Origin of the sequence: Lysinibacillus sp. A1 (genome assembly GCF_000801965.1) — a bacterium.
Classification (GTDB): Bacteria; Bacillota; Bacilli; order Bacillales_A; family Planococcaceae; genus Lysinibacillus; species Lysinibacillus fusiformis.
Map to the genome: position 1 here is coordinate 44,563 of NZ_JSZM01000025.1, position 26,192 is coordinate 70,754.

Consider the following 26,192-nt stretch of genomic DNA (forward strand, 5'->3'; position numbering starts at 1 on the left):
AGGGATGAGTGCTCATGATGTATATTTTACGTCGTATCATCCTGTTAATAACAACCATCCTGCTAGTATCCATCATCACATTTGGTGTTTTTCAAATATTACCTGGAGATCCGGTACGAACGATGTTAGGGACAGAAGCGGATCCCACACAAATTGAAAATTTACGATCTGAACTCGGCTTAGATCGTCCTCTTTATGAACAATATGTGGATTGGATGAAGGGCTTATTGACAGGTCAGCTAGGCGATTCCATTCGTTTTTCAATGCCTGTAAAAGATTTATTATTTGATCGACTTCCTGTCACTATGTCGTTGGCGGGGATTACCTTGCTCATTGTTTTATTCATTTCCTTACCTTTAGGGATGTTTGCAGCAAGAAGGCAAAATAAAATAAGTGATGTGTCATTATCTACTGTGACACAAATTGGGATGGCTGTACCATCCTTTTGGTTAGGGATGATGCTTATTCTTTACGTGGGCTTACAGTTTAGCTTCTTTAAAATTAGTGGTTATATTCCATGGACACAGAGTGTTGCAGGGGCGCTCAGTACGCTCCTTCTCCCAGCCCTAACCATTGCGATACCACAAATTGCTGTGAACTTCCGCTATGTCCGTACAGCTATTCTAGAGCAGGTTCAGCTCGACTATGTACGCACAATTCGCAGTAAAGGAATGTCTGAACATAATGTCATGTATAAGCATGTATTGAAAAATTCCATGATTCCGATTTTAACCGTATTTGGCCTAATTATGGCGGAAGTTGTAGCGGGGACGATTATTGTGGAGCAAGTATTTTCTTTGCCTGGTATTGGACAGCTTCTCATAACGGCTATTAGTAACCGTGATTTTCCGCTTGTGCAGGGGATCGTCATGTATATTACGGTTGCTGTGGTTATGATAAATTTTATTGTTGATATTTTATATTCTGTATTAGATCCTAGAATCCGATTACGTTAAGAGGTGGATACAATGAAACAGCTACAACGTTATACGAAAAAACTGAATTTATCCATTGGTCTCCTCGTCATTGTCGGCTTTTTGCTCGTCATGTTGGTCAGCTTTTTTTATACACCTCATGATGTTAACGCCATGAACATACCTGAGAAATTGCGTGGGCCAGGTGGTGCTTATCTTTTTGGGACAGATGAATTCGGGCGTGATATTTTTAGCCGAATTATGAAGGGGACACAAACTGCTTTCGCTGTTGGATTATTAACTGTAGGAATTGGCACATTTTTTGGGATTACCATAGGTGGGATTGCAGGCTATGTTGGCGGCTGGATTGATGAAATATTTATGCGAACGATGGACGCATTAATGGCATTTCCGGGCATTATTTTAGCGTTAATGCTAGTAGCTGTTTTTGGCCCAGGGATTGTCAATACGGCCATAGCATTGGGCATTATCGCCATCCCTGCTATTGCTCGAATTGCGCGAAGCGGCTTTGTCCAACAACGTGATTCGGAGTATGTATTGGCAGCGAAATTAATTGGCGTTAAGCCTCATAGCATTATGTTTCGTCATATTTTACCTAATATATCATCGCAAATTATTGTCGCAGCGACGGTCACATTCGCAACTGCCATGCTAGCAGAGGCAGCACTAAGCTATTTAGGGCTTGGTGTTCAGCCACCAAACCCTAGCTGGGGCAGAATGTTAAAAGATTCACAGGCTTATTTAATCGGTGCCCCTTGGTATACGTATGCGCCTGGAGGAGCCATTACGATGCTTGTTCTTGGTCTATATATGCTTAGTAATGCCTTACGTGATTTTATGGACCCGCGTTCAAAATCGTAATAAATCAGGTGCTGTTTTTTGCAAAAGCTCATAGGCCTTGACTGCAATTTCAATGTTTAGTCGATGTGGCGCCTGTAAAAAATCAGCACCGAATATACTTTCTAGTCGTTCAATTCGTTTATAGAGCGTTTGACGGACGATAAACAATTGCTCAGCCGTATCATTTTTAGCTCCATTGCAAGCTAAGTAAACAGCTAATGTTTGGAATAAATCATGACCATTTTTTTGATCCAGCAATAATAGTTCTTGTAAATAATCTTTCACAAATTGTAATAGGGCGGTCTGCTCCTGCTGTAGTAATAACCGGAAGACACCTAAATCCTTATAATAAATGGAGCTAGTCAATTGATGATGTTGCATTTGAATAACCGATTTAGCCTCCTTATAGCCAAGATGGACACTTTCTATCGTTTGATAAACATTGCTAATCCCACAAGTAAGGGTGAGCTGTTCAAAAAATTGAGATGCTTTTCTAGCAACAATTTGTGATATCGCTTGATCAAAAGAATCTCGATTATCCTTCATATAATCTGCAGCAATAAAGAAGGCTAAAATAATAATTTCATGCTGTCGTACTGAAACGGTAGGGAAGAATCCTAGCTTCTTTAAGATGGAGCGGACATACATGGCATTTTGTAATTGAATTTCCTGCCACTCTTCCTCTGGTACTACTTTGGCTTCGTCATGTAGATTGAACACAACGACACGGTAAAATAAATTGCGACTTTCAATCGGTAAATAGCTTTGATAGTATTGGATATCCACAGGCTGGCCTTGAATTAACGCAAGAATAAATTCATCTTCACGGCTTTGTTGACGTTCCTGTAGCATGCGATTTCGCATTAAAATATGGGCAATCGACATCGTAGCACGTTCCAAGTTTAATAAGGTATAATCACTCGGTTTTGGCAGTCCAGAATGCATACATAAATAGCCCCAAACTTGCCCAAGGCCATTTACGGGGATAATGACAAAATGATCCTTGTCGATTGATAAAAGATGCAAGGGCTCCTGTAGTTCTAACTGCTGACAATGTTCTTCCATCATACGTAAATACTTTTTGGCTTCGACTGGATAATAAAAGCTTTTGGTATCTTCAGAGACAAATAAAAATGGTGCCTCGGTATCTTGATGAAGGACTTGTAAAATTTTTAAAATACCATTTGGCATTAGCGATAATTCCATAAATGTTTTGGAAAGGGTATCGAGTTGTGTAAGTGCCTGTTGATGTTGGTTAATTATGTACGTATGTAAATCTTGTGTAATATCGATAAAGCGTACTATTTCTTCAAAGACAATGATTGGGAAATGATGCGCATTCGCCATGGCAATCAGCTCGACGGGGACATGATCAAAATAGTCTCCAATTTCAATACAAAGCCCTGCTGCTTCATTCCGAATAAGGTTTTGTAAGTAGGCAATTTGTGTTTCGCGCTCTAACTGTAAACCGACACCGGTAGTTAAAATGAGCTCACCACCATTAATTAATGTATCAAAATCTTTAATTTCTAAAATATGTGTCCACTGAACTTGGCGTTCAAGGCCATGTTGTCCTGCTATTAGCTTCGCCGATTCAAAATATTTGCGCTTCAGGACATCACGTACGAGTAGAGGATGTTTCGACATAAATTAGCACCTGCCCTTCGAATGTACAATGTCTATTTTTTATTATGTTTGAGAAGTCAGAAAATTTCAACACGAATGAGAAGAAATTGACGAAAGACAAAAGACATCTAGGATACACGATTGGAGGTCATGATATGGAACGAAGTGATCAGTTCACCCATACCTTACAGCAAAAAGATCGTGAAAACGTTTGGCACCATATGTCCATTTATAACGACCATACACCCGTCATTATTGAACAGGGAGAAGGTGCCTGGATAACAGACAGTTTAGGCAATCGATTTTTAGATGGCATGTCAGGCTTATGGGCGGTCAATGTAGGTTATGGACGTGAGCGACTTGCTAAGGTCGCTTATGGGCAATTAAAAAAACTATGCTATGCTCCTTTAACTCAAAGCCATGAACCGGCTATTAGATTAGCTGAAAAAATCAACAGCTTATTAGAGGATGACTATATGATGTTTTATTCGAATAGTGGTTCTGATGCAAATGAAGTAGCGTTCAAGGTAATACGACAATACCATCAACAAAACGGGGAAGGGACCCGCTATAAAATGATTGCTCGTTATCGTGCCTACCATGGTAGCTCACTTGGAGCATTAGCCGCTACAGGCCAGGCATTACGTAAATATAAATATGAGCCCTTAACACCAGGCTTCCTGCATGTTGCCCCACCGGATCCTTATCGCCGTCCAAAAGGACAATCTATTGAAGCATATAATTTAGCAAGAGCACGTGACATCGAGGAAAAAATTATTTGGGAGCAAAAAGAAACAATTGCGGCAGTGATTATGGAGCCATTCATAACAGGTGGAGGTGTCTTAATTCCACAGCCAACATATGTTCAAGAAGTAGAGCGCATTTGTAGAAAATATGGGGTATTACTCATTATCGATGAAATTATTTGTGGTTTTGGGCGAACAGGTAAGCTATTTGGCCATCAGCATTTCGGTATTCGCCCAGATGTTATTACGATGGCGAAGGGACTCACTAGCGCCTATTTACCATTATCAATTACAGCAGTAAGAAAAGATATTTATGAAAAATTTAAAGAATCAGATGGCTATAGTCATTTTCGACATATTAATACGTTCGGTGGAAACCCAGCAGCCTGTGCAGTAGCATTAGAAAATATTAAGATCATTGAGGAAGAGGGACTAGTACAACGAGCAAAAGATTTGGGAATTCAATTACTCCATGACTTACAAGACTTATTAGAACTACCCTTTGTTGGTGATATACGAGGACTTGGGTTGCTCGTTGGTATCGAGCTTGTTGAAGATAAAGCCTCACAAAAACCTGCTAAGGAAGAACGTGTAGCAAGCATCATAGCTGCTTGTAAAGCGAATGGTTTAATTGTTGGGAAAAATGGCGATACAGTGGAGGGCTATAATAATATCATTACGTTAAGTCCACCACTTTGCTGTACCGATGAAGATCTTGAATTTATGGTAGCTGTTTTAAAAAAAGTATTTGCCACCCATGTCTAATAGGAGGCGATTCCAAATAGGGCTAAATCAGGAATCGCCTTTAATAGTGTCGCTTCTGTCCTTTTTTTACAGCTTCCCAATCAATTTCAATATTTTGTAGGACGCGCGTGAGTAAATGGTGAATGCTATCGACTTCTTCGCTAGAAAAACCATCAAGTGCTCGTTCGTTGGAGTACTCGCCCTCCCGTTTTAAAAATGGATAGATGTCTAAGCTTTTATTAGTTGGGAAAAGTAATTTATTTTTCTTATTTCCTTGATCACTTCTTTTTTCAATAAAGCCTTTTGTTTCTAATTTTTGAATCGCCCGAGAAGCGGTTGTGCGATCGACCTTCAATAGCTCTGCTACTTTTTCTTGAATGATCCCAGGATTTTCGCAAATTCGGATTACATATAAATATTGACCCTTCGTTAAATCCAATTCCTTAAATTCTATATTACTAATCGAGTCTAATGCCCGTGCGATCGCACCAATTTCACGTAAGATTTCTTTCATTTTCTATCCTCCTGAGATTTTTATTGTATTTGCAATAAAAATCGTTCTATACTAATAGTATCATCTTCAGGCGAAAAATGCACCTGGAGAAGAGGATGATTGAAGTAAAACTAGGAGGCGTATTCATGAGCATAAAAAAAGTAACAACTGAAGCAGACTTACAAGTAGCATTTGATTTTAGACGAAAAGTTTTTATTGAAGAGCAACAAGTACCTGAGGTAGAAGAGTATGATGAATTTGATTCACTGCAAGCACCATGTGATCATATTCTTGTGTACTATAAGGAGCAGCCAGTAGGAACGGGTAGACTCCGTGTAGTCGAGGGCTATGGTAAATTGGAGCGTATTTGCATAGTAGAAGAGTTCCGTAAATTTGGGCTTGGCAAAGAAATCATTATGGGGTTAGAGCAAATTGCCCGCGATAATGGTCTGACAAAAGCTAAATTAAATGCTCAATCGTATGCAGAGGGTTTTTATGAAAAATTAGGCTATAAGCGTGAAGGGGAAGAGTTTATGGATTGTGGCATTCCCCATATTTTAATGAAGAAATATTGGTAAATGTGCTGGGAATGTCCACGTACTCTTTATTGAAGAAAGCATAAAGTTAATGATCATTAAAAATACCTCCTCCTGTTGACCTTGGGGGGAGGTATTTTATGGTTAGCCTATGAAAGTTGGATATGTGTTCGATGATCCATCATGCCTCATACGTCATTGTGTTGCTTATCTACCGCTAATTTCAGCTATTTGTTTATTTTTCTTTCACAACCGTACCCGCAAAGCTGTCATGGGGAAGGCATTGACCTTGCTGTTGCTCGAAAGCTTGGCGATTTTTTAAATAGTGAAATGAACTGATTGTGTCGCGATAAGCCATGCGTTTAATAATTTGACGGTCTGATAATGCATGACCCTCTTCATGTTCAAGTACTAGTCCCATTGCTTTGTAGCCAATGGTCTGTCCATTTTTACGAAGCTGTGCATACTCTAATGCCCATAACATGGCGGTCGGTGTAACGAGTGCATGAACCACCTCACTTTTCACTTTCTTTCGTAGAAAATACTCTACGCCTAATGTGACAGCTGTTGAAATAGCTGTATCCATTAAAAAAGCAATGGCTCGTTTTTTTGTTATCGATTCCATACAGGTCCTCCTTCCATTGATTTCTCACCAGTACATACGGAAAATAAGGATAAAAAGTTTCGAATGATGCTAGATTCATTCCAATAATTGTTCAGGATAAGAGGGGATTGCCCCGTGCTTCATTGTTGTGATTCCTGCGTAGCGGTTTGCAAAAGTAAGCAGTGATATCGCATGCTGTTCACAATAGGCCACCAAATGATCCACAGATAATTGATGTTGAAGGAATTGACTTAATATCGCTCCAATAAAAGCGTCCCCAGCACCAGTCGTATCAACTGCTTGTACGTTCTCAGCATTGACCTTACTATGACATTTTTTTGTATATAATGTTGCGCCTTCTGCTCCATGTGTAATGATAATCGTCTCTAGATGTCCCTGAAATAATGTGTGTACAGCCGACAATTCTTCTTCTATGGCTGTTAGAAATAACAGTTCTTCATTGGAGAGCTTTACAATATGGGCTTTTGGTAAAAAAGCTAGAATCGTTTCTCGACATGCCGTCTCATCCTGCCATAAAGGCAATCGCACATTCGGATCAAAGGAAACGATGCTGCCTGCTTGATGTGCCTGCTCAATAAAAGCTATATGGGCAGACTTCATCGGACTTACCACAAGATTAACCGAACAAAAATGAATGATATCTTTGTCGGTTAATAGTTGTGAGGGGAGATACTCTTGTTTATACAATAGATCTGCAGCATGACGTCGGTAAAATTGAAAATCACGCTCCCCAGTTTCAGAGAGTGCTACAAAAGCAAGGCTTGTTTCTCCCTCAGTCGTTTGACGAATATATTGTGTATCCACACCTGCTTGCTGCAAAGTCTTCTTCAGAAAATCACCAAACGCATCCTGCCCTACTTGTGTTAGGAGGGCAGCCTGTTGACCAAGCTTGGCACACACTGCTGCTACATTTGCAGGGGCTCCGCCAGCATGCTTCGTAAAATGCTCAATATGGGCTAGATCACCATGCTGCTGTGTTGGTGTGAAATCTATTAATAATTCGCCAATTGTAAAGAGTTTGCCCATTAGGATACCTCCTGTGGTAGCCGTTTCTTCTTTGGTGTATAGATCGTATAGAAAATCCCACCGAAGATGAATAGAATGCCCAATGTTTGCATAAAGTTCGGCATAAAATCAAGCAGCAGCATATCGAGTAAAATCGCGACAACTGGGTCGACGAATACTAATACGGAAACTAGAATGGTAGAAAGACTACGGATACTATCAAAAAATAAATAATAAACAAATCCAGTGTGAATAAATCCTGTCCCTAAAATATAGAACCAATTGGTTGAGGTTAAACCTTCAAAGAGCGAGAAATCAATGAAGGGCAGTAGTATTACAATGCCAACCGTTGTTTGTATATATGTTAAGGCGTAGGAGCTAAGGTTTGTAATGGTCTTGCTTGTTAGCATAGTAAGGGCATAAAACACCGCTGACAGTAAGGCCCAAACAAATCCTGATTGCATAAATTCAGAGAAAGATACAAAATTTTGAAGACCCATAATAAAAATACTACCAATAAAGCAAGTAATGGTTGCTACGAGTGCTCGAATGGTCATTTTTTCTTTTAAAAAGATAGCGCCTAAAATTAAGACAAAGATAGGAGCTAAATTATAGATAGAAATCGCAATTGAAATGGACATTTCCTCAAAGGCTTTAAATAAAAATACCCAATTTAACACTAGGAAAACGCCACAAATAATCGTTTGAATAATTTCTTTCCTTTCCCATTTCTCCGTTTTATGTCCACCTGTGATGAGCCACAATACTCCTAGAAAGAGGGTTGCGCAAATACATCTAACAAAAACAAGCTCTGTTGCAGGAACCCCCGTATGAACGGTGAAAAAGCCGATGGAGCCAAAAAGTGCCATCGATACGGTTAGTTTAATAATGGCTGAGATGTTCATACAAAACCTTCTTTCTATTTTTTATTTGTAAATGTGAAAATGAAAGCTAGTAGGGTAAATCCCTACCAGCATTTATCTTGCTATCGCATTATTCGCGAATTTGCCCATTACCATATATAAAATATTTTGTAGAGGTGAGGGCAGGTAATCCCATCGGGCCACGCGCATGTAGCTTTTGCGTACTAATACCAATTTCTGCTCCATAGCCAAATTCAAAACCATCCGTGAAGCGGGTAGAAGCGTTATGATAAACTGCCGCTGCATCAACGCTGTTTAAAAACGTTTCCGCCACTAATGGATCTTCCGTAATAATCGCTTCAGAATGATTTGTCCCAAAATGATGAATATGCTCAATGGCCTCGTAAACATTTTCAACTAATTTAACACTTATTTTTAAATCAAGGAACTCAGTCGCATAGTCATCCTCAGTCGCTAGAAGGGCTCCAGAAAATGCTTCGCATACTCGCTCGTCACCAATAATCGTAACACCTGCTTTATGGAGCGAAGATAAAAGTTGCGTGCCATATGTTTTAAACCATACAGGGTGAATTAATAAGCTTTCTGCAGCATTACAAACAGAGGGACGCTGTGTTTTGGCATTCAAACAAATTTTTTCTGACTTTATGTAATCCGCCATTTCGTCCACATAAATATGACAATTGCCTGCACCTGTTTCTAATACAGGGACAGAAGCTTCTCGGACGACTAAGTCTATAAGAGTCTTGCCGCCTCGAGGTATTAATACATCCAAGTACTCGTTTAAATGAAATAATTCCTTAGCTGTTTCGCGGCTCGTATCCTCAATTAGTTGGACAGCATCTGTCGGTAGAGACGTTTTTGCCAATGCACGATGAATACTTGCTACAAGGGCACTATTTGAAAACGTAGCAGATGAGCTCCCTCGTAAAATCACGGCATTGCCTGTTTTTAGGGAAAGTGTCGCGGCATCCACCGTAACATTCGGTCTTGCTTCATAGATCATTCCTATGACACCAAGTGGTACCATGCGTTTTTCGATGTGGAGACCATTATCTTTATCTATATGTTCGATGACTGTGCCAACTGGGTCCTTGAGAGAGACAAGTAAATGAATGGCATCGACCATCGCCACAATGCGTTCCTCATTGAGCATGATACGGTCCAATGTAGAAGTCGACATCCCTTGTTGTTCTCCATTGACAAGGTCTTTCGCATTTTCTGCAATGATGTCATGTTGGTCCATCAATAGCTGTTCGGCAATTTTAGTTAGAGCTTCATTTTTCTCACAAGTCGTTTTAATATTTAATATATAGCTAGCGGCTTTGGCACGTTGGCCCTTTGTTTGAATTTCACTTACCATGTTTAGACCTCCTTATTTAGTTTGAATTTTCAGCCATTTATCTCTATGAATAACCTCGATCGGGCATTTCGAAAATGCATTTGACCGTTTGCCCATTGCGGACATCAATTCTTGTGAGGAATACAGCACTTCACCACGTCCAAGTAGACCTTGTTCACTATACACTTCAACTACATCTCCATTGTTAAAATCACCCTCCACCTGATAAACACCAGCAGGTAACAAGCTTTTACCATTGACCATAAGTGCTTGTTCGGCGCCACTATCTATAAAAATTTTACCAGAAACTTCCGTAAGTGCAATCCACTGTTTATGATTCTTTAACACGGCTAGGTCATCATGTCCAACATACGTGCCATCACCACGCCCTGCTAAAATATCAACAAGCTTTTGAGCGCCACTCCCTGTACCAATAAAAACTTTAACTCCTGCCTGTAAAGCTGTGCGGGCAGCCAGTAGCTTAGATGCCATGCCACCTGTACCCACCTTTGAACCTGTACCGTCTGCAAGGTTTAATAGGTCATCTGTAATGGATGTTAAGTAATCGATGCGCTCTGCATGAGGGTTTTTGCTAGGGTTGGCGTTATATAAGCCATTAACATCTGTTAAAATGATGAGTTGATCTGCATGTACCAGTCCACTAACAAGCGCAGACAGCATATCATTGTCGCCAAAGGTTAATTCACTTATAGAAACGGTATCATTTTCATTAATAATAGGTAGCATCGAGCGTTCAAGCAATTCCTCGAAAGTAGCATAGGCATTTTTATAGCATTCCTTTTTAGAAAAATCGGTACGCGTCAGTAAAATTTGAGCAGGCATTATATCATAAATACTAAATAAGGCACTATACGTTTGAATAAGCAAGCTTTGCCCAACTGCCGCCGCCGCCTGTTTGCCCTTTACCGTAACAGGACGAGCTGGGTAGCCAAGCTGTTTAAAGCCTGCTGCTACTGCACCTGATGATACAAGTAATACGTCATGTCCCTGATTCTTCAACTCCGCGATTGCCTGAACATGATCCATTAAGCGAACTTTATCGATTTCGCCTTTTGCATTTGTTAAGGAGCTACTCCCAATCTTGACGACAATTCTCTTTTTTTCCACCACAAGACCTCCAATTGTCAAAATAAAAACCCTTTCATCCTAAAAAAATTAGGACGAAAAGGGTTGCTTTCCGTGGTACCACCTACATTGAATATCGTGCGACATTCCACTTTCCTCATAACGCTAGAGACTGCGCCTAGTTTAGCTAGGACGATAGACAAAGTAGGTTCATTGGTCTTACTTGCACAATGTCTTGCAGCCGATGGACATCGCTCTCTGCTCAAGCAGTTACTAATTACTGGTCTTCGTTCGTTTTCTCATCATAAAGTTTTTCAACTATTGAGTAAAGAATGCACTACTTCCAAATGCCTGTCAAGATGATCGGGAAAATTACTTGAAAGTTTTGATAAATTAAGAAAAAAAGATAGAAATGGCATGATATTTTTATTTAAACCACCAAATGGCGATGAAAAGGGGGAGCATTGCTAGCATAATCACAAAGAAGCTCCATAGTACTTGTTTTCCTGAGGACATGTTTTTTGGCTTAATGCTCATTTGTTCATAAAGCTTGTTAATGGCACGTTGCTCTTTCGAATAAAGCATTGCTTGAAATTCTTCATAATCCTGAATATAGCTTGATGGGGGACGCGGACTAAAACGTAAATTTCTAATAGAGTCGGTAATATCTTTGTCATTCATCCAGTAGGTGATAACAGGAGCTAAGCCTGTATTTTGTGTAGCTTTTACTTGTATGTCATAGGACTTCATTTTATAGTAAACCTGACCGTGCTCATCTTCATACTGTGTAACAATATCACTAACTGCCATCTAATAATCACCTCTTATTGAAGTTGTCTATTTTATGATGAGTTTCTTCTATTATAATGTAATAAGGGAGAAAAGTATTGCTTAAACGAGCAATAATTGTGAAACGAATGTTCACGAAAATTTTTTAATAAAGTCATAAACTTACATCTAAAGTAAAGTACGGCATGTAGTATAATGAAAATAGTTTGTTAAAAGTAGTGGGGGAAGGGCATTATTGGAGGTTTCCAAGATGCATAGAGTCACCTCTCAATCTTATTTTTTATAGAAAAGGGATAGTAATGAGTAATCTTCAATCCCTTGTGTAGTGATCACAGTCGTCAATACATCACTTGAACATAGGGCGTTTCAAATGCTTATTTTGGGTATAGTATTTTTAGTACAAGCATGAATAATATTTTTTTGTTTAGTATTGGTGCAGGAAAGATAGATTCGTCATTATTGGAAAGCCTGTGCTTGCTAAGCGATTAAATATGGTTCAAGGTATCCTCTTTACTGATAGGGATACAGATTGCCATTAGCAAACATTAGGAGGAATTCACATGGCTATTTTACATATAACCTTTAGCTTAGCAACCCAGGGTTCCATGAAGCTTGCTATACGCCAACATCTTTTGCAACGTAATGAATCCGTTTTAAGTGTCCATGATGATTTCTCTATTGGACCTCTTCGCAGCTTAGAAGAGCGCATAGTATGGTTAAACACTCATATTATAAAGGATAATGAAGATCAGCAATTATACGTAGATATGTATGAAAGCTGGAAGAAAAAAATTGCCGAGCTGCCATGTGATGTGGATGTTTGGGTTTGGTATAGTCAAAATACACATGAACAGATTGGTTTGCGCTATGTCATGAGTGAGTTTATTCATAAATGTAGTATGGTTTATGGGATTGACGCAACAGATGGCCTGAAGCAAATTCAACCACATCTCGCTATTCGCCATACAGGGGAGCTTTCCTCAGACATGCTCATGAAGCTTCGTCCTTATGCAAAACGATTTTCGGTTAAGGAATGTCAACAGCTTGCCAAGGAATGGGAAGACCTTAAAGAACATGCAAGTCCACTCCGATTGTGGAAAGAGGGCATTGTACATGTTGAGGAAGATGCTTTGGATACGCTCATCATTGCCGCTGTGAAGGATATGCATGCACAACAAAATGAAGAATGGCTTTTACTTATGCCTATGATCAATACTATTAACGTCGCCATAGATGATAATATTAGTGATGAATTCATTATGAAACGCATAATGACTATAATTGAGCAAGGCTTCTTTCAGATAGAAGGAGATTTATCCGATTTCCATTCCTGTAGAGTGAAGTATATAGATGTATAATAAAAAGCGGTAGGCTGCATGGGCAACCTACCGTTTCAGTTTTCCTGAGAGGGAGGAGATATTTTTTTATCATAAAAATCAAAGACAAATTGTTGGAATTGGCGAGCAGATGGTGACAAATAACGATTGTCTATCCAGGCCATGCCAATAATACGTTCACAAACCATATCCTCCACATGGATTTTGACGATTTTTTTCGGATTCAAATCCTCATCATCAGGTAGCAATGAAACACCGAGACCTGCACCAACAAAACCTGCAATGGTAGATACCTCATCACCTTCATAAGAAATTTTAGGCTTAATGCCCGCAGCATGTAACAAGCGATCAGCTGAGCGGCGGAGGGCATACCCTTTTTTCATCAGCACAAAGTTCTCATGCTCCAATTCTTTCATTTTTATGCTTTTGCGATGAGCAAGAGGATGATCAATTGGAACCATAATAAATAACTCATCTCGCCAAAGTTCTTTCCAGCTAACGGGAGGCTCTGTATCAATCGCAGCTAGTAAGCACAGGTCTAACTCTCCAGCAAGCAATTGTTTTAATTGAGAATGCGAGTAATTTTGGGTGAAATGAAAACGGATATGGGGGTGCTTCTGACGAAAAGCACGAATTAAGTCAGGCACAATACTAGTCCCAAGAGTGTGTAAAAAACCGAGTGACACATCCCCAAGCTCCGGATTATTAAGCTCTTGTAATTCTAAGACAGCTTTCTCATATTCTTTCCGCATTCGTTGCACACGATATAAAAAAAGTTCACCATAGCGATTGAGCATAATGGAACGTCCCTGCCTATCAAAAAGCGGTACACCTAGTTCTTCTTCCAGCTTTGAAATCGAACGACTTAGCGCTGGCTGTGAGATTGCCAAAGCTTCTGCAGCACGTGTCATATGTTCTAACTTTGCAACGGTTACAAAATATTCTAATTGTTGCCACTCCATTTTTTCACCTCTATTCTCGTAATTTTTAAGTTAACTGCATTATAACGGGAAACAGAGAGGAAGTATAGGTGGCAAAAACTTTTTAAAAAGACGTTGCCTTTAATTAGAAGAATGGAAAAGTTAAGTAGCAGAAAGTGTGATAGTACAGGTGTTAAGTTGACATCATTCATGCATGAGACATATTGATTTGATAAAAACTATAAATTGTACATTATGAATAAAGGGTGTTAAGATAGACACATAAAATACACAATTAATAATTTCCGTGAAGGGGATATCCTAAAATGAAGTTAACAAAGCCGCAACCTCTAACAATTGAGGGAGGCAAAAAAGCCGTACTATTATTGCATGGATTCACAGGTAGCACAAAAGATGTGAAAAAGCTAGGAGAATTTTTATCTCAACGAGGTTATACCGTTCATGCACCGATTTATAGTGGTCACGGAGTAGAACCAGAAGCATTATTAGAAACAAAACCAGAAGACTGGTGGAACGATGTTGTTGAAGGCTATAACTTCCTTCAAAGTAAAGGCTATGAAGAAATCGCAGTTGTTGGCATTTCACTAGGTGGTGTTTTCTCATTGAAAGTAGCAGAGACATTTCCAGTAAAAGCATGTGTAGCGATGTGTGCACCGATTACACGTGATAACTCAAAAGGCTTATTTACACGCTTGTACCACTATGCTCGTTTATATAAACACTTTGAAAATAAATCAAAAGATCAAATTATTTCAGAATTACATGAATTACGTATTTCACCAAAAGATTCATTAGATGGTGTAACACGTTTAACGACTGAAACACGTGATGATTTATCTACAATTAAAGCTCCAACATTAGTACTTCAAGGGTCATTAGACGATGAGCTTTATCAGGAAAGTGCACCGTTTATTTTAAATACTGTAGAGACGGATGACAAAGAAATCATTTGGTATGAAAATTCAGGTCATATTATTACGTTAGATAAAGAACGTGACAAAGTATATGAAGATGTTTATAAATTTTTAGATCATATTGAATGGTCAGTTGCAAATTAAGGAAGGGCTGTCAGAGGGCAGCTCTTTTTTTTATGTACTAACTTTCTATATTCATAATGATATTCGAAAAAACTATTGTAATTATAATAAATGCTTGATAACATAATTGAATTGTAATGAAAAATCATTCGATTAAAATAATTTGCTATAGTTAAAAACTTCTAAGGAGCACATCAATTATGCAACAAAAAATACCTTTCTCAACCTATGCAGTCATTGGCACTATGTTATTTGGGCTGTATTTTGGAGCAGGGAATCTTATCTTTCCAATCCAATTAGGTCAACTAGCAGGGACCCATTTTTGGCTTGGGTTAATCGGATTTTTAGTCACAGCTATCGGTCTACCATTCCTCGGAATTTTAGCGATTGGTTTATCAGGTAGTAATGGCTTACGCGATTTAGCGAGCCGTGTTCATCCCGTCTTCGGTATTGTCTTTTCATTGGCCCTTTACTTAACAATTGGCCCGTTTTTTGCCATTCCACGTACGGCGACCGTCCCTTTTGTAGTGGGCTTTGAGCCATATATTCAAGCACAGCATGTTACATTATTGCTTGCCGTGTTTAGCTTCATTTTTTTCGCCATCGTTTTTTATTTCTCGTTAAATCCAGCAAAAATTATGGATTACATTGGTAAATATTTAACACCAGCCTTTTTAATTGTGTTATTCATTTTAATTATTACGAGTATCGTCAAGCCGATGGGTGATTTCCAGCAACCGATGGGTGATTATATAGATGGAGCCTTTATGACAGGCTTTAAAGAGGGCTATAATACGATGGATGCTTTAGCTTCGCTTGCCTTCGGGATTGTGGTCATTCATGCAATTAAAAGTGCAGGTATATCAGATCGGAAGGAAATAGCGAAGGCGACATGGACGTCAGGTATATTTGCAATGGCCCTAATGATGCTTATTTATGGCTTGATTACGTATATGGGTGCTTCCAGTATTTCAGCTGTAGGTACCTTTGATAATGGTGGTTTAATTTTTGCCGCAGTGGCTGACCATTATTTCGGTTCATTCGGTGCTATTTTATTAGCCGTTATCATTGTGCTCGCTTGTTTAAAGACAAGTATCGGCTTAATCACTTCATGTAGTGAATTTTTCCACGAAGTGTTTCCGAAGATTAGCTATAAATGGTTTGTATTTTTATTGTGTGTGGTATCCTTCGTCATTGCCAACTTCGGATTAAACAATATTATACAATTCGCCATCCCTGTTCTTATGTTCCTATATCCACTTGCGATTGTTTTAATATTACTGGCACTAAGCTCATCGTTCTTTCACAATAAGCAAACGGTGTATGCCATCGCGATGATTTTCACATTTTTCATTAGCGTAATAGACGGCTATAAAGCTTTAGTAGGAAGTGTGCCTGAAGCGGAATTACATGTATTTGATGTTGTAGAGAAGGCTTATTCTTCCATTTTACCATTTTATGATATAGGGTTAGGGTGGATATTGCCTGCGGTCATTGGAGCAATACTTGGAGCTCTAATTCCATCTAAAAAAGTACTATAATTAAAAGTAAGCACGCACAGAAAAAGACATCTGTGCGTGTTGTTTTTTTACGATATTAGTAAGCTGTCCATCCACCATCGACAGCAATAACTTGTCCGTTCACAAAGCTCGCTTCGTCTGAGCCAAGGAAAATAGCTAATTGAGCAATTTCCTCAGGTTGACCAGCACGAGGATTAATCGATAAACCAAGTGATTGGCGTGCTGCACCTGTTTGACTCATATTTGTCATGGAAGAGGCGATATTCGTCATAACTGCCCCTGGCGCAATACCATTACAGCGAATATTTTTATCTGCATACATAAAGGCTGTATTTTTAGTTAATCCAACAACGGCATGTTTAGACGCAGTGTATGCAGCTCCTGCACGTGCACCGTATAAGCCACCAGCAGAAATATTATTGACAAAGACACCATGTCCTTGGGCAAGGAAAATGTCTGTTGCCATACGCATTGAGCGCATCACAGCTGTTGTATTCACCGCAAATACTGTATCCCAACGATCATCAGAGATTTCTCCGACTGGTTCCATACCATCCATAATACCTGCATTATTGACTAAAATATCTAATTGTCCATAGTTACTTTTTGTTTCATCAAATAAACGTTGTAAGTCTTCTGTTGATGCGACATTTGTTTGAATGGCAAACGCTGTACCCCCAGCCGCTTGAATGCCTTCCACAACCGCTTGGGCACCTTCTAAATTTAAATCTGAAACGACAACCTTAGCACCTTCTTTTGCATAACCTTCTGCTATAGCTTTCCCCATCCCTGAAGCTGCACCTGTCACAATTGCTACTTTACCTTCTAATCTCATCTCAAAGACCTCCTCATACTATTTTTCGATAGATATTGAACATCTGTTCATTAAAATCATATAATAAATATGAAAGCGATTTCAATATGCAAAATATCCGGATGTGTTGAGTAATCAACACTTTTGAAAAAACTGTTTACTAAGGAGCTGAAAAAATTGTCTACAACGGATTTACGTATTATTAAAACAAAGCAAGCCTTACACGCCGCCTTATTGACACTACTTAGTCAAAAGCCTTTGGAGCAAATATCCATTGCAGAAATATGTAGAGAAGCCAAGGTGAATAGAGGAACCTTCTATTTGCATTACGAGCAAAAGGAAGGACTCTTTGAAGAATACTTTCAAGAAATTATGGAGGATTTATACCAATCCTACGAAGAGCCTTACCGTGCCGTGACAACATTGGATACACATCAACTAGATCCGAACACGATTCGTATTTTTCATCATATTGAACGCTTTAAAATGTTTTATCGTATTGTGTTTTCCAAAAACGTCCCATTGACGTATTATTACATGCTGTTTGACGGAATTTATTCATTGCTAAAGAGAGACATCACCTTGCATCACGAGCATCAAATGACAGAATCAATTTCGACTGATTATTATAGCGCCTACCAAGCAAATGCGATTATCGGACTCATTATCCAATGGTACCGTGGCGACTTTAAGGACAGCGTAAGCGTCTTAAATCAGCAACTCGCCGCGATTTTGAAAAATGTCCGTAGTGGTGAATAGAGCGGGGATTAGTGGATGGAATTCCTAGGGTGGGATTGAGCGTAAAAAGTGGAGATAGGGAGGAAAAAGTGGTGGATAAAACGTTGAGAGTGACGGATAGAGCAAAAAAGGTGATAGTCCGCTTGAAATGATGCGAAATGAAGAAATCAGTGGATAGAACGGTCGAAGTGACGGTTAAAACGCTCAAAGTGACGGATAGAGCAGAGAAAAGTGGTGGATAAAACGCTCAAAGTAGTGGATAGCTCACTCAAAAACGGATAGCCCCCCGTCCATCCAGCAAATGAACAGAGCAAGGGGCTAAAGCATACAACTAACTAGAGGTAAGAGCAGGAGCGGGTTTGATTGCTACGGTTACTGTAGCAATTGCCAGAGTGACTAGGATGATGATGGCTAAGGAGCTACTGTTTTGTAGTAAATTAGCGGCACTTCCTCCAAAAATAATAGTGTAATAGCCATCGGCACCGTAAGTAGCGGGAAGCAGGGCAGCTATTTGCTGGTAGCCTTCAGAAAGCATGATTTTCGGAACGAGCACTCCAGAGGTTACTAATTGGAGGGATAGGGCACAAATATTAAAGACCATGCCGATATTTCCAAAGAGAATGACGAAAACTTGTGCGAGGCAAAGGAAAGCTAGGAACATCACAGATTGGAAGAAATAGATGGATAGAAAGCTTTCATTACTCGAAATAGTAAATAGATGCATTAAGCCGATTGTAAGGAGTGGTAAAGTGAGAGCGACTCCAATATTGAGCAACTGGCGTGCAAAGAATAATTGCCATTTTGAAACACTACTTTGTACCATTTGTGCGGCTTGCTGATGTTGCATAATCATCACCATAGCCCCTACAAAGGAGGAGATGATGACCATTAGTGGGACAAAGTTTGCTGCAAATCCCTCTACATCATTCGTTTTAACGATAGTCGCATCGACGGCATGATCTTTAACTGTCTTCATGGTTGTTTGGACAGATGCATTTATTTGCTGTGAGGTATTTTGCTCAAATGGAAGCTGGGCAAATTGTTGGGAAAACACCTCGATTGCCTGATTTTGTTGTAATGGGTAGAGCATTTGGTTCATTTCTTCTGTTAATTGCTTAGCTACGCCATCCATCATGTTTTTCGCAACACTAGCATTGGCCTGATTAATCGAATAAATGATTTCTGCTTTTTCTCCAGCCCTAAGCTGCTTCGTAAAATTAGCTGGAATTTGCATAATCATATTAATTTGCCGTTCATTGAGTGCTTGCTCGGCATCCTTCATAGAGGAATATTCTTTTAGCGTAAATGGAATGTTGCCCTTCATGTCCTTTACTATTTGCGACCCCATTTCTGTATCTTCTGTCAACAAGCCTATTGATAATTGATCAGCTCGCTCATTGACTCCGTCATAGGCTGTCATCCAAATTGTAAAGAAAATTAATTGAAAGGCAATTGCAGCAACAATGCCAATATATGTTTCTCGAATTCTCAATAAAGTTTGTAAACCTCTCATGTTTAAACCCCCTATAATAAAGTAAGTACTTACTTGCATCGAAAGGAAAAATTTTTTCTAGGAAACGAGTCCCCTAGAAAAAATAGCAACACTTGTCTGTAATAGTTCTTCGGTTGGTATGTCAGACACCATGGTACCAAGACGTGCACGTGACATAAAATGACCAAAGTTAAGCGCAATTAGTGATAACGCTGCAGCTTCAAAATCAACCTCTCTTATCTTCCCTCGTTGTTGCATTTCTTGGAAGTAATGGCATAGTTCCTTTTTGATTAGAAGAGGAATATTGGCTATTTCCTCACTGATTTCAGGAAACTGGATGGACTCCTTAAAGCCGATCATCACCAAGTCTTTAATCGACATTAAAAACTCAAAATGCTTTAATGAGAAGTTTAATAAATCTTTTTCTAAATCCCACGTAACATTTTGATGGATCTCCTTTTGTAAAAGGGGATAATACGAAAATTGTTCAACTATGGCTTTCAAGAGGCCACGCTTATTGCCAAAATGGCGGAAAAGTGTAACTTCATTGACGCCGGCTAATTCAGCAATCGTTTTCGTTGTGGCGGCAGTATAGCCCTTTTCACTAATTAATTGTAGAGCAGCTTCGATGATTCGTTCTGCAGTTCCCTTTGTTGTCAATCCTAAACTTCCTTTCGTGCAAGTAATCACTTACATGCTAGCATAGTGCATAATTCTCTGCAACAAAATAATTTGTTTCAAGGAAATAATCAACAACAAGAACATTGACAACTATATCGGCGGCTGATATATTTTAAATGTATCGGCTGACGATATATTGGTAGACGATATAAAGGGGGATTGTATGACACAGGAGCATCCGCCGTTAACTGAAGGCGTATATTATATTTTATTAGCATTGTATGAGCCTAGACATGGTTATGGCATCATGCAATTAGTAGAGGAAATGAGTAGTGGGCGAGTACGCTTAGGCGCAGGTACCATTTATGGGGCCATTAAAACTTTGCTTGAACGAGGCTGGATTGAGGCGCTCGACGAGGATGGCCGCAAGAAAGAATATGTAATTACAGAAACTGGGAAAAAGATAGTTGAATATGAAATTTTGAGATTAAGGGAACTTTTTGACAATGGTATCCGTATAACGAGAGGAGTTGAATAATATGCATAAATATCGTTTGATGATTAATCCATATGCAATTGAAAATTGGGTCAACAACATGGCTTGCCAGGGCTGGCATCTGAAAAAGTTTACATGGATTCGTTTTACGTTTGAACGTGGAGAAGCAGGCAGCTATATTTATCGCCATGATGAATTAGAGCGATTTGGCACTCATTACGAAGAGGACTATCTAGCATTTTTAAAAAGTTCAGGCATTGAACAAGTTGATCGCTCTGGTAATTTTGTGTTTTTTAGAAAAGCTTCCCAGGGAGGTCCGTTTGAGCTTTATACGGATAAAAAAACTAAAATAGGAAGCCTGTCAAAAAAGATGGCTCTCTTTTTCTCTCTTATTCTACTTAATTTATATTTTGGTATTTCAGGCTTGATCGGCGATTTTTCTCATGAAAAGACGAATTGGATAGGGTTTATTTTACATAGCTTACATCTAATTGTAGTCATCTTATTCTCTTTCCCATTATATAGGCTTAGACGAGTCCGCAATCGATTGAAGAAGGAATTAAATATATTTTCAGATTAGTGGACGTCCATTATTTTCTGGGAAATCAGAAAATAACAAAAAATATAGTGGGGTGAAAGGATGGAAAAAAGAATATACCGTTTTTTTATCGATTATGAAAAGGAAGAACGGTGGGTCAATGCAATGGCAGACCGGGGGTGGAATTTAAAAAAAGCAGTTGTAGGTTATTTTGTTTTTGAAAAAGGAGAACCACAACAATATATTTATCGGAATGAATTTGTGAATAGCAAATCGAAGGACTATTTTGAGTTTCTAGAGGCGATGAATATAGAATGTGTGCACAAATTCGGTGTTTGGGCATATTATCGAAAACTAAAGGAAGAAGGGCCATTTGAATTATTCTCAGATACTACCTCTAAAATTAGCTATATAAAGTCAATGAATCGTATTTTTATTGTACTGTTGCTATTTAATATAGTGGCTGGGCTTTATAATTTTTCGATTGGAGCTTGGGGACCTTCTGTAACAATCGTCAACACTAGTGTAGGATGTTTAAATTTTATCGTATCCATATTGGTGTGTATCTCTATATTTAAAAATGAAAACCGTAAAAAAAGATTGAAAGAAAATTTACATATATTCGAAGGATAAGGAGGATGACAACATGACTTTACAGTTACAGCATGTCACGAAGAAGTACAAGGATTTTACGGCTGTAGATGGATTGAATTTTACAATTGAAAAAGGTGAAATTTTTGGTCTGATTGGCCAAAATGGTGCAGGGAAAACAACTACTTTCCGTATGATTTTAGATTTACAGGAGACAACAGCAGGTACAATTACATGGAATGGTCAGCCAGTAAATGCGATTAACCGAGATGTGCTAGGATATTTACCTGAGGAACGTGGTATTTTCCCGACGATGAAAGTAGAGGAGCAGTTGTACTTTTTTGGTGAGCTACGTGGCATGAAAAAAGCCGAGCTGAAAAAGGAAATTGATTTTTGGATTCAACGTTTTGAGCTGGAAGAAAAACGAAAAGATAAGGCTGAAACACTATCAAAGGGGAACCAGCAAAAAGTACAGCTTATTGCTAGTTTTATCCATAAACCTGAATTTTTAATTTTGGATGAACCGTTTAGTGGATTGGATCCGGTTAATAAGGACTTACTGAAGGATGCCATTCTACTTTTAAAGGAGCAGGGTACAACAATTTTGTTCTCTAGTCACCAAATGGATAATGTGGAGGAACTTTGTGATCACTTATGCCTATTAAAAAGAGGTGTTTCTTTATTTTCTGGTAGTCTACTAGATTTAAAGAAACAATATGGCAAAACAAAACTGGCAGTACGGACAGATTGGTCAACAACACAGCTATTGGCGTTAGAGGGCGTCAGGGATGTACGTGTAGAGAAGGAACAAACAGTTCTTACATTAGTGGATGAAAGCTTTGCCCAAAGTATTTTTGAGCAGCTTTCCAATGGGAAGTATATTGAAAAATTCAGCCTGGATTATTTATCATTAGATGAAATCTTTAAAGATAAGGTAGGTGGCAATGTTGTCGAAGTTTAATTTATTGATGAAACAATTATATAAATCAAAAATAAAATCAAAATCCTTTATTTTAATGACATGTTTATATGTACTTGTCATGTCTGTAGCTGTTTTCTGGTCCGAAATTAAGGAACTATTTACAGGTGATGATGAAGCACAGCAAATTGCCATTATTAATGAGACATCTGCTGATTTAAGTGGTATCTTTGTTTCCAATGGGGATATGGCCTTTATCCAAGATGAAAAGGATAGATCGACACTTGAAAAAAAAGTGAAGGACGGCAAACTAGATGCCATAGTGACGATTAACGATCAAGGTGGTCAGCTACAAGCTGAAATTGCTACGTTTACACCACTGAAATTAAACGATCAATCGACATTGTCATCTTTATTGCAATATGCTGGTCAGCACTATGCGGTACAGCAATTATCACTTTCACCAGAGCAGGCAGCACAAATTATGGCTGCTCAAACTACGATTTCCACTAAAAACTTAAATGAGGAATCAACGGGTGGAAAAAGTGAAGAAGAAAAGCAATCAGGTTTAGTTGTTTCCTATGCAGTTGGAATTTTAATTTATTTCTTTATTTCTACATTCCTATCTATGATTACGACTGAAATTGCCTCTGAAAAGGGTTCAAGAGCAATGGAAATGCTTCTAGTAAGTGTCAAACCAACTACTCATTTTAAAGCAAAAATTGCAGGTGTTTTATTGCTTGCTTTAACGCAGATGGGCATTCTTGCAGCAGTATTCCTGATTTATGCTAAGCTCGTAAAAGGCGGTATCGTTTGGGATGCGGCTGCTAGCATTGTCAAAGAATTGTCTGTTGGCTATGTTATCTATGCCATTGTATTCCTATTGCTAACGGTTATCCTGTATCTTATCATTGGCGCATTATTTGGCTCATTAGTATCGAAAGTAGAAGAAGCAGGTCAGGTATTAATGCCTGCCATGATTATTACGATTATCGGCTTCTATGTCATGCTAACAGGGATGGGTAATCCAGATACAATCATTATTAAAATATTCTCTTATATTCCATTAACATCAGGAATGATCATGCCTATGAGGATAGGTGCTACAGATATCGGAGGGTTAGTTCCATTACTATCTTTAGGTATTTTAATCGCAACGATTATAGTCGTGTACCTATTTAGTTTATCGTTCTATAAGCGTAGTGTACTGACATATAGCTCAGGCGGGGTCATTCAAAAAATTAAAACAGTTTTAAAGGTTACCACTTAAATGATAAGCAGCTACACGATGATGTAGCTGCTTTTTGGTTGTTTCATGCCAACGTTAGAAAACAATGTAAAGGAATTTGCGTAATCAGTCGAATTTTGTTTAGAAAGAAGCTATAATTTAATTAAGAGCTTGAAATTGGTTTTGTCTTTCTATCGGAAATGAAACCTTTTTCCAAAGTAATCGTAAGTAAATTGTAGAGATAAATTGCAGGGGGTAAAACGTATGTCTGAATTCAACAATGATCTTTTAAAATCCAAGGACCCATTCGCTACTGAAAATCCTTTATTACAACCTAATCCACTTATGCAACAAGAGCCTGAACAAAAACCAGTACTTGTATCTGAGCAAGAGCTATCACAAATTGCGCAAAACCAGCTTATGTTAAAGAAAGATCCAGAGGTTCATGCACTTGCTAAACGAATTGATGTTAAAGATCAAATTGCCATGCTAGAGCTTGGGAAAGAAACAGCAAGTGGCATTTCTACGTTTTCTGATAAAATGCTGGCTACTATGAAGTCCAGCAAACTAGAAGAATCGAGTGTCCTTTTAAATAATCTCAATAAAATTATGGATAAATTTGATCCTCAAGATTTCTCGGAGGAGAAAAAAGGCGGCTTTATTTCCAAGCTCTTTAATAAAGGAAAAGAGCAATTGGAAAAGTTTCTATCTAAATATGACAGCATGAATAAGGAAGTAGATGTCATTTACCGCGAAATTCAAAAATATGAAGGTGAAATGAAGCGAAATACAATTGACCTTGAAAATCTATACGATCAAAATTTAAATTACTTCCAATCTTTAAGTAAGTTTGTCGCTGCGATTGAAGTCAAGATAGAAGATGTTCGTTCAACATTACCGGCCCTTGAACAAAAGGCTCAGACGGGCGATCAATTAGCGGCAATGGAATATGAAACAATGCTACGTGCAGTGGAATTATTAGAGCAACGTCGCTATGATTTAGAAATGGCGCAGCAAGTATCATTTCAATCTGCACCTCAAATACGTTTAATGCAGCAAGGTAATAACCATTTAATTGCGAAGATTAACTCAGCCTTTGTGACGACAATCCCTATTTTCAAACAAGGTTTAATTCATGCCGTTACTTTAAAGCGCCAAAAGCTTATTTCCGATTCTATGATTGAGCTAGATCGCCGTACGAATGAAATGCTTGTGCGCAATGCCGAAAACATTAGTAAAAACAGCGTTAATATAGCACGAGCAGCAGGTAGCCCGAGCATAAAAATTGAAACAATTGAAACAACATGGCAAACGATTATGTCTGGTATTCAAGAAACGAAGCAAATTCAAGCTGAAACAGCTAGAAGTCGTGAAGAAGGTCGTAAACGTATTGAACGTTTGCAATTAGAATATGAAAAATTGAAAAAAATGTAATACTCGAAGCTTCTTGTAGAAATTTTTGCAAGAAGCTTTTTTTATTTTGTATGTATTAATTGTTCTTTGACAAAAAGGAAAATACTGATTATGATAAAATTAAATGAGAATGATTATCAAATGAAAAAGGAAGCGAACAGATGTTATACAAAGCAATACGAATACATGAAATCATTCGTGGAGGAGTGAAATGATGACCAATAAAGTAAAATCCTCTACATTGTCGTATGAGCCTTTTGAAGATGGAACGCTTGCTCTTCACGCAGCTGAAACTTTAATGCTTATTCCACAAAGCCGTTATTTAGAGTTATTGCATAAGGAAAAAGTGTATAGTGCGAGACATGCAGATTTAGATCATAAGCAAAATGGGATAGAACAAGAACGAAAAATATTAAAAAAGCAAAATGCAGTACTGACAGAGGACTTGCAAAAATCTAAGCAGCAAAACATTGTCCTGCAAAAAAAAGTAACGGAATATAATTGCGTGGTAGAGGAAATGCAGGTGCTCCGACAACAAAATACGGAGCTATTAATTGAACTGAGTAAATATACGTCCTTGTCGAGAGAGTCATTAACGGGACCGCTTAAGTCGATGATCCGAAATATGCGAGAGCAAGGGGTTGGTATAAAGGAAATCCATATTCGCATCAAACGCCAAATCAATCCAGATATTAGCTATAGTACAGTGCGTAAATATATCTCCGAGCTAGAATCAGAGCAGAAGAATGGACGTTGATCTAAGAAGTCTAGAAATTTAGCATTTACAGTTGCCATTCAAAGCCCTATAATGAGTCTATTCTTTAACTAGTTTAATATTATGTGAGATCGCAATTGATTT

General features: G+C 38.5%; 27 protein-coding genes. 15 read left to right on the top strand and 12 right to left on the bottom strand.

Annotation, left to right across the window (positions count from 1 at the left end; all coding sequences use genetic code 11):
- The first annotated feature begins 14 nt into the window (after window positions 1-14).
- Together PI85_RS18665 and PI85_RS18670 are read left to right on the top strand one after the other, a co-directional pair.
- Window positions 15-956 carry an ABC transporter permease gene (locus PI85_RS18665; protein WP_036125000.1) on the top strand — a complete coding sequence of 314 codons (942 nt, stop codon included), beginning with the start codon at window positions 15-17 and terminating at the stop codon, window positions 954-956.
- 12 nt (window positions 957-968) lie between these two features.
- Complete coding sequence (locus tag PI85_RS18670; RefSeq protein ID WP_036125002.1) at window positions 969-1,796, top strand: ABC transporter permease; 828 nt, start codon at window positions 969-971, stop codon at window positions 1,794-1,796.
- Here the strand turns inward: PI85_RS18670 and PI85_RS18675 are convergent.
- The gene (locus PI85_RS18675) at window positions 1,785-3,422 is read right to left on the bottom strand and encodes a PucR family transcriptional regulator (protein WP_036125004.1); all 1,638 of its coding nucleotides are present in this window, start codon (window positions 3,420-3,422) and stop codon (window positions 1,785-1,787) included. The genes PI85_RS18670 and PI85_RS18675 overlap by 12 nt on opposite strands.
- A gap of 134 nt (window positions 3,423-3,556) precedes the next feature.
- On the opposite strand from PI85_RS18675, the gene PI85_RS18680 reads away from it, so the two are divergent.
- Window positions 3,557-4,912 carry an aspartate aminotransferase family protein gene (locus PI85_RS18680; protein WP_036125006.1) on the top strand — a complete coding sequence of 452 codons (1,356 nt, stop codon included), beginning with the start codon at window positions 3,557-3,559 and terminating at the stop codon, window positions 4,910-4,912.
- Window positions 4,913-4,952: 40 nt separating this feature from the next.
- On the opposite strand, the gene PI85_RS18685 is transcribed toward PI85_RS18680, so the two are convergent.
- Window positions 4,953-5,405 (bottom strand): MarR family winged helix-turn-helix transcriptional regulator, encoded by a 453-nt coding sequence (locus PI85_RS18685; RefSeq protein ID WP_036125008.1) that lies wholly within the window; start codon window positions 5,403-5,405, stop codon window positions 4,953-4,955.
- Between the two features lie 125 nt (window positions 5,406-5,530).
- On the opposite strand from PI85_RS18685, the gene PI85_RS18690 reads away from it, so the two are divergent.
- Window positions 5,531-5,962: a GNAT family N-acetyltransferase gene (locus PI85_RS18690; RefSeq protein WP_036125009.1), complete on the top strand. Its 432-nt coding sequence runs from the start codon at window positions 5,531-5,533 to the stop codon at window positions 5,960-5,962.
- A 193-nt stretch (window positions 5,963-6,155) separates the two neighbouring features.
- On the opposite strand, the gene PI85_RS18695 is transcribed toward PI85_RS18690, so the two are convergent.
- The 6 genes from PI85_RS18695 to PI85_RS18720 form a co-directional block, all read right to left on the bottom strand.
- Window positions 6,156-6,545 carry an RDD family protein gene (locus PI85_RS18695; protein WP_036125011.1) on the bottom strand — a complete coding sequence of 130 codons (390 nt, stop codon included), beginning with the start codon at window positions 6,543-6,545 and terminating at the stop codon, window positions 6,156-6,158.
- 75 nt (window positions 6,546-6,620) lie between these two features.
- Window positions 6,621-7,571 (bottom strand): carbohydrate kinase, encoded by a 951-nt coding sequence (locus PI85_RS18700; protein WP_036125012.1) that lies wholly within the window; start codon window positions 7,569-7,571, stop codon window positions 6,621-6,623.
- Window positions 7,571-8,455 (bottom strand): DMT family transporter, encoded by an 885-nt coding sequence (locus PI85_RS18705; protein WP_036125016.1) that lies wholly within the window; start codon window positions 8,453-8,455, stop codon window positions 7,571-7,573. Before PI85_RS18705 ends, PI85_RS18700 begins: the two co-directional genes overlap by 1 nt.
- Before the next feature lie 88 nt (window positions 8,456-8,543).
- Window positions 8,544-9,794, bottom strand: coding sequence for a glutamate-5-semialdehyde dehydrogenase (locus PI85_RS18710; protein ID WP_036125018.1), 1,251 nt, complete (start codon window positions 9,792-9,794; stop codon window positions 8,544-8,546).
- A gap of 12 nt (window positions 9,795-9,806) precedes the next feature.
- Window positions 9,807-10,901, bottom strand: a complete 1,095-nt coding sequence (gene proB, locus PI85_RS18715; RefSeq protein ID WP_036125019.1) for a glutamate 5-kinase — start codon at window positions 10,899-10,901, stop codon at window positions 9,807-9,809.
- 384 nt (window positions 10,902-11,285) lie between these two features.
- Window positions 11,286-11,669: a hypothetical protein gene (locus PI85_RS18720; protein WP_036125021.1), complete on the bottom strand. Its 384-nt coding sequence runs from the start codon at window positions 11,667-11,669 to the stop codon at window positions 11,286-11,288.
- Window positions 11,670-12,208: 539 nt separating this feature from the next.
- On the opposite strand from PI85_RS18720, the gene PI85_RS18725 reads away from it, so the two are divergent.
- Window positions 12,209-13,006: a DUF1835 domain-containing protein gene (locus tag PI85_RS18725; protein ID WP_036125022.1), complete on the top strand. Its 798-nt coding sequence runs from the start codon at window positions 12,209-12,211 to the stop codon at window positions 13,004-13,006.
- A 35-nt stretch (window positions 13,007-13,041) separates the two neighbouring features.
- On the opposite strand, the gene PI85_RS18730 is transcribed toward PI85_RS18725, so the two are convergent.
- Window positions 13,042-13,947 carry a LysR family transcriptional regulator gene (locus PI85_RS18730; RefSeq protein WP_036125024.1) on the bottom strand — a complete coding sequence of 302 codons (906 nt, stop codon included), beginning with the start codon at window positions 13,945-13,947 and terminating at the stop codon, window positions 13,042-13,044.
- Window positions 13,948-14,231: 284 nt separating this feature from the next.
- Here PI85_RS18730 and PI85_RS18735 point away from each other — a divergent pair, with 284 nt between their 5' ends.
- Window positions 14,232-14,984, top strand: coding sequence for a carboxylesterase (locus PI85_RS18735; protein WP_031419567.1), 753 nt, complete (start codon window positions 14,232-14,234; stop codon window positions 14,982-14,984).
- Window positions 14,985-15,163: 179 nt separating this feature from the next.
- The gene (gene brnQ / locus PI85_RS18740) at window positions 15,164-16,504 is read left to right on the top strand and encodes a branched-chain amino acid transport system II carrier protein (RefSeq protein WP_036125027.1); all 1,341 of its coding nucleotides are present in this window, start codon (window positions 15,164-15,166) and stop codon (window positions 16,502-16,504) included.
- Window positions 16,505-16,559: 55 nt separating this feature from the next.
- Here brnQ and PI85_RS18745 read toward each other — a convergent pair whose 3' ends face one another.
- Window positions 16,560-17,318: an SDR family oxidoreductase gene (locus PI85_RS18745; protein ID WP_036125029.1), complete on the bottom strand. Its 759-nt coding sequence runs from the start codon at window positions 17,316-17,318 to the stop codon at window positions 16,560-16,562.
- Window positions 17,319-17,474: 156 nt separating this feature from the next.
- Between PI85_RS18745 and PI85_RS18750 the strand changes: the two genes are divergently transcribed.
- On the top strand, window positions 17,475-18,056 hold the full coding sequence (locus PI85_RS18750) for a TetR/AcrR family transcriptional regulator (RefSeq protein ID WP_036125030.1): 582 nt from the start codon (window positions 17,475-17,477) through the stop codon (window positions 18,054-18,056).
- Between the two features lie 310 nt (window positions 18,057-18,366).
- On the opposite strand, the gene PI85_RS18755 is transcribed toward PI85_RS18750, so the two are convergent.
- Window positions 18,367-19,548, bottom strand: a complete 1,182-nt coding sequence (locus PI85_RS18755) for a YhgE/Pip domain-containing protein (protein WP_036125032.1) — start codon at window positions 19,546-19,548, stop codon at window positions 18,367-18,369.
- A 57-nt stretch (window positions 19,549-19,605) separates the two neighbouring features.
- Window positions 19,606-20,187, bottom strand: a complete 582-nt coding sequence (locus tag PI85_RS18760; RefSeq protein ID WP_036125034.1) for a TetR/AcrR family transcriptional regulator — start codon at window positions 20,185-20,187, stop codon at window positions 19,606-19,608.
- Between the two features lie 184 nt (window positions 20,188-20,371).
- Here PI85_RS18760 and PI85_RS18765 point away from each other — a divergent pair, with 184 nt between their 5' ends.
- From PI85_RS18765 to PI85_RS18795, 7 genes are all read left to right on the top strand, one after another.
- Window positions 20,372-20,686: a PadR family transcriptional regulator gene (locus PI85_RS18765; protein WP_036125037.1), complete on the top strand. Its 315-nt coding sequence runs from the start codon at window positions 20,372-20,374 to the stop codon at window positions 20,684-20,686.
- Window position 20,687: 1 nt separating this feature from the next.
- The gene (locus tag PI85_RS18770) at window positions 20,688-21,224 is read left to right on the top strand and encodes a DUF2812 domain-containing protein (protein WP_036125040.1); all 537 of its coding nucleotides are present in this window, start codon (window positions 20,688-20,690) and stop codon (window positions 21,222-21,224) included.
- Window positions 21,225-21,284: 60 nt separating this feature from the next.
- Window positions 21,285-21,815, top strand: coding sequence for a DUF2812 domain-containing protein (locus PI85_RS18775; RefSeq protein WP_036125042.1), 531 nt, complete (start codon window positions 21,285-21,287; stop codon window positions 21,813-21,815).
- A 13-nt stretch (window positions 21,816-21,828) separates the two neighbouring features.
- Complete coding sequence (locus PI85_RS18780; protein WP_036125044.1) at window positions 21,829-22,734, top strand: ABC transporter ATP-binding protein; 906 nt, start codon at window positions 21,829-21,831, stop codon at window positions 22,732-22,734.
- 7 nt (window positions 22,735-22,741) lie between these two features.
- Window positions 22,742-23,962, top strand: coding sequence for an ABC transporter permease (locus PI85_RS18785; protein ID WP_225316223.1), 1,221 nt, complete (start codon window positions 22,742-22,744; stop codon window positions 23,960-23,962).
- A gap of 222 nt (window positions 23,963-24,184) precedes the next feature.
- A complete protein-coding gene (locus PI85_RS18790; protein ID WP_036125048.1) occupies window positions 24,185-25,354 on the top strand; it encodes a toxic anion resistance protein in 1,170 nt (389 codons plus the stop codon).
- Between the two features lie 190 nt (window positions 25,355-25,544).
- On the top strand, window positions 25,545-26,090 hold the full coding sequence (locus tag PI85_RS18795; protein WP_082011592.1) for a hypothetical protein: 546 nt from the start codon (window positions 25,545-25,547) through the stop codon (window positions 26,088-26,090).
- The last annotated feature ends 102 nt before the right edge of the window (window positions 26,091-26,192 follow it).

What these genes read in the sequence shown, in the direction of transcription:
- PI85_RS18665 (WP_036125000.1), top strand. Translation starts at nt 15, where the DNA reads ATGATGTATATTTTACGTCGTATCATCCTGTTAATAACAACCATCCTG.
- PI85_RS18670 (WP_036125002.1), top strand. Translation starts at nt 969, where the DNA reads ATGAAACAGCTACAACGTTATACGAAAAAACTGAATTTATCCATTGGT.
- PI85_RS18675 (WP_036125004.1), bottom strand. Translation starts at nt 3,422, where the DNA reads ATGTCGAAACATCCTCTACTCGTACGTGATGTCCTGAAGCGCAAATAT.
- PI85_RS18680 (WP_036125006.1), top strand. Translation starts at nt 3,557, where the DNA reads ATGGAACGAAGTGATCAGTTCACCCATACCTTACAGCAAAAAGATCGT.
- PI85_RS18685 (WP_036125008.1), bottom strand. Translation starts at nt 5,405, where the DNA reads ATGAAAGAAATCTTACGTGAAATTGGTGCGATCGCACGGGCATTAGAC.
- PI85_RS18690 (WP_036125009.1), top strand. Translation starts at nt 5,531, where the DNA reads ATGAGCATAAAAAAAGTAACAACTGAAGCAGACTTACAAGTAGCATTT.
- PI85_RS18695 (WP_036125011.1), bottom strand. Translation starts at nt 6,545, where the DNA reads ATGGAATCGATAACAAAAAAACGAGCCATTGCTTTTTTAATGGATACA.
- PI85_RS18700 (WP_036125012.1), bottom strand. Translation starts at nt 7,571, where the DNA reads ATGGGCAAACTCTTTACAATTGGCGAATTATTAATAGATTTCACACCA.
- PI85_RS18705 (WP_036125016.1), bottom strand. Translation starts at nt 8,455, where the DNA reads ATGAACATCTCAGCCATTATTAAACTAACCGTATCGATGGCACTTTTT.
- PI85_RS18710 (WP_036125018.1), bottom strand. Translation starts at nt 9,794, where the DNA reads ATGGTAAGTGAAATTCAAACAAAGGGCCAACGTGCCAAAGCCGCTAGC.
- PI85_RS18720 (WP_036125021.1), bottom strand. Translation starts at nt 11,669, where the DNA reads ATGGCAGTTAGTGATATTGTTACACAGTATGAAGATGAGCACGGTCAG.
- PI85_RS18725 (WP_036125022.1), top strand. Translation starts at nt 12,209, where the DNA reads ATGGCTATTTTACATATAACCTTTAGCTTAGCAACCCAGGGTTCCATG.
- PI85_RS18730 (WP_036125024.1), bottom strand. Translation starts at nt 13,947, where the DNA reads ATGGAGTGGCAACAATTAGAATATTTTGTAACCGTTGCAAAGTTAGAA.
- PI85_RS18735 (WP_031419567.1), top strand. Translation starts at nt 14,232, where the DNA reads ATGAAGTTAACAAAGCCGCAACCTCTAACAATTGAGGGAGGCAAAAAA.
- brnQ (WP_036125027.1), top strand. Translation starts at nt 15,164, where the DNA reads ATGCAACAAAAAATACCTTTCTCAACCTATGCAGTCATTGGCACTATG.
- PI85_RS18745 (WP_036125029.1), bottom strand. Translation starts at nt 17,318, where the DNA reads ATGAGATTAGAAGGTAAAGTAGCAATTGTGACAGGTGCAGCTTCAGGG.
- PI85_RS18755 (WP_036125032.1), bottom strand. Translation starts at nt 19,548, where the DNA reads ATGAGAGGTTTACAAACTTTATTGAGAATTCGAGAAACATATATTGGC.
- PI85_RS18765 (WP_036125037.1), top strand. Translation starts at nt 20,372, where the DNA reads ATGACACAGGAGCATCCGCCGTTAACTGAAGGCGTATATTATATTTTA.
- PI85_RS18770 (WP_036125040.1), top strand. Translation starts at nt 20,688, where the DNA reads ATGCATAAATATCGTTTGATGATTAATCCATATGCAATTGAAAATTGG.
- PI85_RS18775 (WP_036125042.1), top strand. Translation starts at nt 21,285, where the DNA reads ATGGAAAAAAGAATATACCGTTTTTTTATCGATTATGAAAAGGAAGAA.
- PI85_RS18780 (WP_036125044.1), top strand. Translation starts at nt 21,829, where the DNA reads ATGACTTTACAGTTACAGCATGTCACGAAGAAGTACAAGGATTTTACG.
- PI85_RS18785 (WP_225316223.1), top strand. Translation starts at nt 22,742, where the DNA reads ATGAAACAATTATATAAATCAAAAATAAAATCAAAATCCTTTATTTTA.
- PI85_RS18790 (WP_036125048.1), top strand. Translation starts at nt 24,185, where the DNA reads ATGTCTGAATTCAACAATGATCTTTTAAAATCCAAGGACCCATTCGCT.
- PI85_RS18795 (WP_082011592.1), top strand. Translation starts at nt 25,545, where the DNA reads ATGATGACCAATAAAGTAAAATCCTCTACATTGTCGTATGAGCCTTTT.